This is a genomic window from Candidatus Micrarchaeia archaeon (assembly GCA_041650355.1).
Taxonomy (GTDB): domain Archaea; phylum Micrarchaeota; class Micrarchaeia; order Anstonellales; family Bilamarchaeaceae; genus JAHJBR01.
In genome coordinates this window covers 1-9,241 of record JBAZLI010000035.1, presented here as the reverse complement: position 1 = coordinate 9,241, position 9,241 = coordinate 1, and the positions used below count along the sequence as shown (strand labels likewise).

Annotated in this window: 8 protein-coding genes; 3 read left to right on the top strand and 5 right to left on the bottom strand. The window is 54.9% G+C overall.

All coding sequences use genetic code 11. The features are described from left to right. Positions 1–987 (bottom strand): ankyrin repeat domain-containing protein (locus WC488_03220; GenBank protein MFA5077413.1); only part of this gene is annotated, 987 nt, incomplete at its 3' end. Positions 988–1,122: 135 nt separating this feature from the next. Between WC488_03220 and pgk the strand changes: the two genes are divergently transcribed. From pgk to WC488_03205, 3 genes are all read left to right on the top strand, one after another. Further along, positions 1,123–2,316, top strand: a complete 1,194-nt coding sequence (gene pgk, locus WC488_03215; GenBank protein MFA5077412.1) for a phosphoglycerate kinase — start codon at positions 1,123–1,125, stop codon at positions 2,314–2,316. A gap of 98 nt (positions 2,317–2,414) precedes the next feature. After that, positions 2,415–4,052, top strand: coding sequence for an ABC transporter permease subunit (locus tag WC488_03210; protein ID MFA5077411.1), 1,638 nt, complete (start codon positions 2,415–2,417; stop codon positions 4,050–4,052). A gap of 8 nt (positions 4,053–4,060) precedes the next feature. Further along, positions 4,061–4,801, top strand: a complete 741-nt coding sequence (locus WC488_03205) for an ABC transporter ATP-binding protein (protein ID MFA5077410.1) — start codon at positions 4,061–4,063, stop codon at positions 4,799–4,801. 67 nt (positions 4,802–4,868) lie between these two features. On the opposite strand, the gene WC488_03200 is transcribed toward WC488_03205, so the two are convergent. The 4 genes from WC488_03200 to WC488_03185 all read right to left on the bottom strand — a co-directional run. Then, entirely contained in the window at positions 4,869–5,375 is a 507-nt protein-coding gene (locus tag WC488_03200; GenBank protein ID MFA5077409.1) for an AAA-associated domain-containing protein, read from the bottom strand. Between the two features lie 226 nt (positions 5,376–5,601). Continuing rightward, positions 5,602–6,510, bottom strand: a complete 909-nt coding sequence (locus tag WC488_03195; GenBank protein MFA5077408.1) for a transcription initiation factor IIB — start codon at positions 6,508–6,510, stop codon at positions 5,602–5,604. Between the two features lie 203 nt (positions 6,511–6,713). Then, positions 6,714–8,486 (bottom strand): ribosome biogenesis/translation initiation ATPase RLI, encoded by a 1,773-nt coding sequence (locus tag WC488_03190; protein ID MFA5077407.1) that lies wholly within the window; start codon positions 8,484–8,486, stop codon positions 6,714–6,716. 104 nt (positions 8,487–8,590) lie between these two features. Further along, positions 8,591–9,241: FtsX-like permease family protein (locus tag WC488_03185; GenBank protein MFA5077406.1), on the bottom strand; the 651-nt coding region annotated here is incomplete at its 5' end.

The following is a 9,241-nucleotide window of genomic DNA, read 5'->3' as shown; positions in this document are numbered from 1 at the left end:
GTATTCAATAATAATTCGCGCAATCTCCACAAACCCTTCTTTCGCGCAAATCGCGAGCGCGGTCCTCCTGGCTCCATCCTGCTTGTTGGATTTGGCGCCTTTTTCCAGGAGGAAGGCTGCCATCTCGGCGAGCCCGGAATTTACCGCCCTTATGAGCGGGCTCGCCCCTTCCTTGTCTTCCTGATTGACGTTCGCCCCTCTTTCCACCAGCAGTCTGGCCAACTCCAGCTCCCCTTTCCCGACCAGCACTGCGAGCGGGCTCGCCCCTTCCTTGTCCCTGGCGTCAATGTCCGCGACTTTTTCCACGAGAAATCTAATGCATTCCGCGTCCCCGCGTTCAGCTGCGAGCAGAAGCGCATTCCTGCCTTTGCTGTAGCTTGCGTTCACATCTCCGCCCGCCTCGATAATCTCGCACATCGAACTGAAATGCCCGGCACCTACGGCTATCAGAAGCGCGGTTTCTTCGTCGCGGTTTCTCGCCTCCAAGTTCGCTCCGGCATTTATCAGCATCTTCACAGTCCTGCTTTTTCCCTTCCGCGCGGCGAGCATGAGCGCAGTCCATCCCCTCACGTTTTGCGCATCAATTTCCGCGCCATGTTCCAGCAGGAGCCCGGCCATGCCCTCATGGCCCTTCCTGCATGCAAGCATGAGCGCATTCCGTCCGCTTCCATCCCGCATATTCACGTCCGCGCCGCTCTGAATCAGGAACTCCGCAATCTCGCGCATGTTCCAGTTCGCCGCAAGCACGAGCGCGCTCCTTTCCTTCTTGGTTTTTGCGTTCGGGTCTGCCCCGTCATAAATAAGTTCCTTTACCTTGCACATCCTTTGCTCGTTGGTCAGTTCCTTGTCCTTCAGCACGCATATGAGCTCCTTGTCCAGCCTGTGCTTTCCCTGCAAAAACCGCATAGTGCGTTTCCACATGTTCCGGACTTTGGTTATCCGGCCCGAAGAGTCCAGCGCTTCAGGATTCTTTCCAATCTGCTTCATGCAAAAACCTCCAAAAGTTATAAATTACAACGCATAGAACCTTTATATCCCCTCGCTTCCGCACGCTCCATCAGTTGGTTTTTTATTCTTCACCCCTGAATTTCATTTGCTATTTTTGCCCGCAAAGGTGTCCGCATGAGAAAATACAACGAGCTCCCGTTGAAAGGGAAAGTGGTGTTCAAGCGCATAGACATCAATTCGCCGGTGGAAGGCGGGAAGGTGCAGTCCAATCCGCGCATACTCGCGCACGCGAAAAGCATAGCAGGCCTGCGCGACGCTGGCGCGAAAGTGGTCCTCCTGGCCCACCAGGGCAGGGCGGGCGAAGACGACTTCATCGCCTTGGAGCAGCACGCGAAGCTTCTTGAAAAGGAGCTCGGGACGCCTGTTTATTACGTGGACGATGTCGCAGGGGAAAAGGCCCAGAAAGCTATAGCCCAGCTGAGGGATGGCGAGGTCCTGCTGCTCAACAACGTGCGCATTCTTCCTGACGAAACCAAATCCGGAAGCGAAGTCCCCGAAGTGGTGCGGGCGCTCGCGCCTCTCGGCCATTACTTCATCCTTGATTCGCTCTCAGTCGCGCACCGCTCCCACGCGAGCGTAGTGGGCTTCACGAACTGCCTTCCGAGCGCGGCAGGAAAAGTCCTGAGCGACGAGCTCGAAGCCCTCAAGCTGATGGACGGCGCGGAAAACATCACGTTCTTCTTCGGAGGCTCGAAAGTGGAGGATTCGTTCAGGGTCATGGAGCGCTGGCTCGCGAGCGGAAGGGTGAACAAAATACTCCTGGGCGGGGCCCTCTCAATCCTTTTCATCTACGCGCAGGGCCACAAGATAGGCGAATCCCTGGATTACCTGGTGAAGACGGATCTGGTAAAGCACGCTGAAGGAGCGAAGAAAATGCTCGAAAAGCACAAGGACAAAATAGTGGTCCCTGTTGACGTGGGGCTTAACGTGCTGGGCAAGCGCGTGGACTGCAATGTGAATGAAATAGACCGCGGCATGATATTCGACATAGGCGAAAATACCCTGCTCAGGTACAAGGAGATAATCCTCGACTCGGATTTCATATTCGTGAACGGCCCAGCTGGAGTTTACGAACAGAAGGAATTCGAGTTCGGCACAAGGCACGTCCTGGAAACTATTTCCCGGGCCCCGGGCTTCTCCCTGGTGGGCGGAGGGCACACGATAACCGCGATTGAAAAATTCAAAATCCCGAAGGAGAAGTTCGGATACATCTCGCTTTCGGGCAAAGCTCTGGTGGAATACCTGAGCGGGAACGAGCTGCCAGGGCTGAAGGGGCTGAGGGACAACGCAGGCAAATTCGCAATCTGACCCAAGCAGGCTCCAGCCGGGCCGGATTTGCAGATTGCCCCGCCGGGCCAAAATAATTGCAAATACAAATATAAAGATTCCCGCAGTTGCTCTACCTCATGCGCAGAAGGTACTTCATGCTCTTATTGGTAGCCTTCTTCTCCGCTGCTTTCCTGGCAATGGGCCCGGAGGCCTTCGAGCTCATCTATTTCGCCTTCCGCAGCTTCATACGCATGGCAAGCGCATACGCGCTTTCCATACTGTTCTCATTCATCTTCGGCATACTCATCATACACAACAAAAAAGCCTATGAATTCATATTCCCGGTCCTTGACGTGCTCCAGGCAGTCCCGATTCTGGGATTTTTCCCGTTCGCCATAATGTTTTTCGTCCTCACATTCCCCGGAGGCATGCTCGGCCAGGAGCTTTCCTCAATATTCCTCATCTTCACATCCATGACGTGGGCCGTGGTCTTTGCGGTAGTGGAAAGCGGCTCCTCAATAACGAGCGACATAAGGGACCTCGCAAAGTTGATGAACCTGAACGGTTTCCGCTACCTCACACACGTTTGTCTCCCGATATCCCTCCCGCAATTCATATCCGGCTCCATAACCGGCTGGGGGGGCGGCTGGTACTTCCTCGTGGCAAGCGAATACCTCGCCCTTGGAAACGAAAAGATAGCCCTGCCGGGCCTGGGGGCATTCATAGCGCGCTCCGCATTCTCCTTCAATCTGCTCAACTCCTTCATAGGGATAATAGCGCTCGCGTTCCTGGTATTCGCGATGGATTTCTATTTCTGGCAGCCTCTGCTCCGCAAGGCGCGCGCGTATTCCATACAGCCAGTAACTGTCGATGCAGACGCAGAAGCCGAAAACGGCCGGCTGGTGCGCCTGCTCGAGGACGGCTATTCCAGCTTTTCCAGGCTCCTGGAACGCTTCCAGGCGAAGTCCCAAAAAATCCTCGACTGGCTTTCGGTGACCCCGTGGAGCTCCACTTCGCACGAAGCAGTCAGCAGCACTGCATCATACGTGCTCACGGGCTGCGTTGCACTGGCATTTTTCTATTTCCTGCTCTTCCGCATCCCCTCCCTTGCAGAGGATTTCGCAATATTCTCTTTCATGGCACGCTCGATAATCCGCATACTGGTGGCGTTTGCAATCGCCCTGTTCTGGACCTCGCTTTTCGCCTTGTTTTTCGCCCGCAACAAAAACGTCATGAAGTTCATGATGCCTGTTTTTGACCTGGGGCAGTCCATACCCGCAGTCTCCATCTTCCCGGTCCTCGTGGTCGTTGTAATACAAACTCTTGGAGACAGGATAGGGCTTCCGGCTGCCCTTGAAATCGCATCAGTGCTCCTGGTCCTTACAGGCATGCAATGGTATCTCCTTTTCAACCTCATCCGCGCAGTCCAGAACATACCGGACGACATAATGGACATCTCAAAACTTCTCCACATGGGGACGATTTCAAGGCTTAGGCACCTCCTCATACCTGCAATAATGCCGGCAGTTTTCGTGGGCGCCCTGGAAGCAATCGGCGGAGGCTGGAACGCGAGCATAGTGAGCGAATTCATAATTTCCCCCGCAGGCACGCCCTACGACTTGCCCGGCCTGGGGAATCTCCTTTCCCTGTCCTCTGTGCAAGGCAACCTGGACGGCGTGTTTCTCGCCGTTTCCTGCATCACATTATTAATATTGATTCCCAACCAGCTAATATGGAGGCCTCTTGTGCGTGAAAGCTACAAATACAAGTTTTAGGCGGTTTGATGGAGCTTCGCTTGAAGGATGTTTCGAAAACTTACGTGGTTGAAGGAAAGGTCATACCCGCCATAGAAGACATTTCGCTCAAGATAACCAAGCGCGAGTCCATCGCAGTTGTCGGCCCTTCGGGCTGCGGCAAAACAACGCTCCTCAGAATAATCGCAGGCCTGGAAAAGCCCACTGCCGGCGGCCTGTTCTTCCATGGCAAACCCATCGCCGGCCCTGACCCGAGGATAATGATGGTGTTCCAGAATTTCGCGCTCCTCCCGTGGAAAAGCGTAAGGGAAAACGTAGAGCTGGCGCTCATAACCAGGCCGCCGGAGGAACGCCGCAACCTGGCGCTCAAATACCTGGCCGCCGTGGGCCTCAACGGCTTCGAAGACAACTACCCGCGCGACCTGAGCAGCGGAATGAAGCAGAGGGTCGGGATAGCGAGGGCGCTGTGCAGGGAGCCGGACATACTGGTCCTGGATGAGCCTTTTGCATCGCTTGATCCGCTCACAGCCCGCAACCTCCAGAACGAAATACTGCGCTATTACCAGAACCGGAAAATGAAACCCGACGTGTTCCTCCTGATAACGCACAATGTCCAGGAAGCCGTTTACATGGCCGACCGCATAATAGTGCTGAGCCAGAGGCCGGGCCACATAAAGGCGGATTTGCGCATAGACCTTGAAAAGCCCAAGGACATGCGCAGCAGGAAGTTCCAGGACTACGTGGACGAGATAACCTCGCTAATCACGTGATTTATTGCGCTCCAGCGCGCGCCTTTTCTGTCCCTCGCGATGCATCCCGCTCCATCCAGAATTCGTTTCAGTCCTGCCTGCGCGGAATTGACAGAGTGCTGTCCCTGCTGTTGTACTCGAATATGCCGGCGTAGGTTCCCCATCCCACGAAAAGCTTGTGGAACCTCTCCCTGTCAGTTATCGGGTAGCTCTCTCTTATCTTGGTGAAAACCTCGCCTTCCCTCACGAATTCGCTTCCCTTCAGCATGCCCACTGCGGTCCTGAACGGCTCCACCTCGGATATCCGCTTCCTCAATATCCTCTTCTTGTCATCCACGGTCCCAAGGCTGACCGCTTCCCCGTAGATAGTGAGCGTGACCGTCCCGTCCTTCACCTTCATGAGCCCGAACAGCTCGCCCATGTCAATGGCGCTGCCCAATTCATCTATCGCCATCCTCAGCTCCTCGCCCAGGAACGACACCTTGACGCTCCCCCCGTACGAATACAGCACTTCGACCAGCCCGAGCACCCTCCCCACGCTCGCATCCGGAAGCGGTATTATCTTGTGTTTGACCATCAGTATCGAAAACCTCAAATCCAGTTCGGATTGAATATTTAAAAAGATTGATAACAGAACTCCCTGCCTTCAAAATCACGAAAACCGGCCTGATGCCTGAGGCAACCGCAGCGTAAATTCAGAACTCAAGGTCCCAATCATCGCTATTTGCATAGCTCAGAAAATCTGGTTCTCATCAATGATGGAATAAGGAATGGAACAAATAAAAACCAGGAAGAAAAGCAAAAATAAAAAGAAATGCAAGTCAGAGGTTTATCTTCAGGCCCAGTTCCTTCTTGAGCTCCCTGTACCTGTTCCTTATGGTCACTTCCGTAACCCCCGCGACATCCGCGACCTCCTTCTGGGTCCTTTTCTCGCCGTGCATCGCGCTCGCTATGTAAAGCGCCGCGGCCGCAACTCCGGTGGGGCCCCTTCCTGAAATCAACCCCTTCTTAACGGATTTCTTTATGAGCTTCACTGCCTCCTCCTGCACCGGCGGCCCGAGCTTGAGCGCAGCCGCGAATTTAGGCACGTATTCCGCAGGGTCAGTGAGCGGCACGTCCATGTTCATCTCCACTTTTATGAACCTGTACGCCCTCCCGATTTCCTTCTTCTCTATCCCGGACGCCTTCGCAATCTCGTCCAGCGTCCTCGGAATCCCGTGCATCCTGCAAATCGCGTAAATCACCGCTGACACGACGCTCTCAATCAGCCTGCCCCTTATAAGCTCCTCCTTCACCACTTTCCTGTAAAGCAGGGCCGCGCTCTCCTTTATGTTCTCAGGCAGCCCGAGCGAGGAAGCCACCCTGTCCAGCTCCGCGAGCGCAATCGCGAGGTTCCTCTCCATGGAAGTTGCTATGCTTACGCGCTTGTGCCACTTCCTCATCCTGTACAGCTGGGCCTGCTTCTTCGGGGATATCCTAACTCCCCTTATGTCCCTGTTGTACTGGTCTATCTCCGTTACGAGGCCCTTGTTCGGCCTCATGAACTTCACCGGCGCCCCTCCCCTCGCCCTCTTCTCCTTCTGCTCTGCGTCGAAAGCCCTCCACTCGGGCCCGAAATCAACGATGTTCTCGCTTATTATCAGCCCGCAGCTCGCGCAGATGATTTCCCCTTTCTCGTAATCCTTTATGAGCTTCTTTCCGCCGCATTCCGGGCATTTGTTCTCAGCCATTTCATCCCACCTTGTTTTCAGTGTTTTCCCAATGTTTTCCAGATCAGCGCCCAGGCGCTGGAAATTAGAATAAGCTTTTAAATATTTCCATAAAGCGTATGATATGTTGGGGCATAGGGGTTTATATACTTTTCGCTAAACCCCCAGAGGTTCGCGCCTCGTTCCGCGGGCGACTCCCCAAGGCCTGCGCCCCAGGCCGCTGCTCATTCCGTCTGGTAATAATACTCTCCGCTGGCTTTCTGCTCCCTGTCCAGCACGCTCCCGGGCTTGTTTATCCTGGGCCTGTTGCTCTCCTTGTCCCTGCGCATGGTGACCTGCACCAGCTCCAGGAAAGAGTTCATCCCGTCCCTCTTGGCCATCGGCGCCGACGCATGGCCTTTCACGCTCTGCTCCCCGTCAAAAACTATCAGGCGCGAGGAGACCGCGTCTATGAACACCACGTCGTGGTCAACTATGAACGCACTTTTTTGCGAATCCGAGAATATCGTGCGCAAAAGGTCAGCGAGGTTGAGCCTCTGCTCTATATCCAGGAACGCAGAAGGCTCGTCCAGCAGGTAGATTTCCGCTTCCGTGCTGAGCGCGAGCGTTATCGCGACCTTCTGCAGCTCCCCTCCGGAAAGGTCCTCCAGCCTCTTGAGCATCAGCCGGTTCACGCCGAGCCTGCGTTTGCACTCCTCGAGCACCTGCTGATTCAGCTGCTTCTTCTCGAACAGCTGCTCCACCCCGACGCCTTCCTCGGCCTTGATGTACTGGGGCTTGTAGGAAACCCTGAACTTCCCGCCTTCCCCTTCGTCCGGCTTCTCCACCCCGGCCAGCATCTTCACGAACGTTGATTTTCCGAGCGCGTTCCTCCCCACTATCCCCACTATCTCCCCTTCCCTCACGTCTCCTGCTTCGCACGAAAGCCCGAACCCCGTGTATTTTTTTCCGAGCGCCGGGTAAGTGAACCGCACCGGCCTCTTCCGCTCGCTCTCGCTGAACCTGCTGAATTTTATCTCGTACTCCCTGAACTTGGTGTTCTCGTCCTTCAGGAAGCCCGAGAGGTATTCGTTTATGCCGCTCCGCACGTTCTTCACGCTGGAAACCATCCCGTAGACGCTCTCGTCGCCCCAGAAAAGGTAAACGTAATCGCTCGCGTAATCCAGTATTGCCAGATCGTGCTCCGCGAGCATTATCCTCCTGCTTTCCGAAAAATCCTTGAGCACGACCGCTATGCGCATCCTCTCGGCTATGTCCAAATAATTAGTAGGCTCGTCGAAAAAGTAGATGTCCGCGTCCTTCACGTACGCGACCGCTATCGCGACCTTCTGCAATTCCCCCCCGGAAAGCTGGCTGAGCCTCCTGCCCATTATCTTCTCCAGCCCGAACTTCTCAATCGCCTCGTCCATCCTGCCTTCCTGGAATTTCGAGAGCAGCGTCTTCACGGTCCCCTTGAACATCTCGCTTATCTGCGAGATGTTCTGCGGCTTGTAGCTCGCCTTCTGGGTGGAGCCCATCGCCTCCCAGTACCTCCTCTGGTCCATGGTGAGCTTCGCAAGCACCTCTGCTTCATCCAGCTTCTTCCTCGAAGCTATGCCGAAATTAGGAATAAGCTGCTTGGTGAGTATTTTCAGGGAAGTTGTTTTCCCTATCCCGTTCCTCCCTATGAGCCCCGTAACCCCGTCCTTGGGGAGCGGCAGGCCGTGCACCCTGAACTTGTTCACGCCGTACTGGAACAGCGGGGACCCTATTTCCTCCTTGAGGTTGATTATGCTTATGCACTGCACCGGGCACTTCTTCACGCATATGCCGCACCCTATGCAGAGCGGCTCGCTTATAACCGGGTAAACCCCATTTTCCTCGGTTTTTATGCACTCCTTGCCCATCCTGTTCACCGGGCACACCTTCTCGCACACGTAGCCGCACTTGATGTTCGTGCACAAATCCCGGTCTATCACCGCAATCCTCGTCATTTCAACCATCGCCTTTTTGTCCATCTATACATCTGAAATACATCTGAATGCCAATACAATATCCGTCAGCTCTTTTTATAATAAATGGGTTTCGCCGGCCCTTCAAGATGCTTTGCGCGGATTCAACTCTACTCGAACCTGAGCGCTTCCACCGCATTAAGCTCGGCCGCATTCCTCGCAGGCAGGTAGCCCGAAACCAATCCTACTGCAAACGAGAAAATCAGGGCCCCGGCCATCACCTCGTTCGTTATGCTGCTGGGAACCCCGAACTGGTTTATCCCCCACGAGACCGCGATGCTCAGCGCCAGCCCGATGACCCCGCCCACGATACCTATTATGCCAGCCTCAATCAGGAATATCTTCATTATGTCCGCGTTCCTCGCCCCCACAGCCTTCATGGTCCCTATCTCCTTGGTCCTTTCCATTATGCTCATGAACATCGTGTTCGCAATCCCTATGCTTCCCACGAAGAGCGATATGGCGGCTATCCCGCCCAGGAAAAGCCCGAGCGCCCCGGTTATGTTGCCCACCTGCTCGGCTATGTAGGCAGAGCTCATTACCGTGAAGTCCTTGTTGTCCTCGGTCACGTGGTGGAGCCTCATGAGCTCGTAAGTTATCTCCTCCTCTGCCTCGCTTATGTTCGCGCCAGGAATCACCCTGAGATGGATTTCGCTCACTATCTCGTTCCCCATGAATTCCGGGATGGCTTCGCGGCCGTCCCGCTTGGGGATGTAAATCACGCTGTCTATCATCGCGGTCATGCCAGTCCCCTTCTCGGC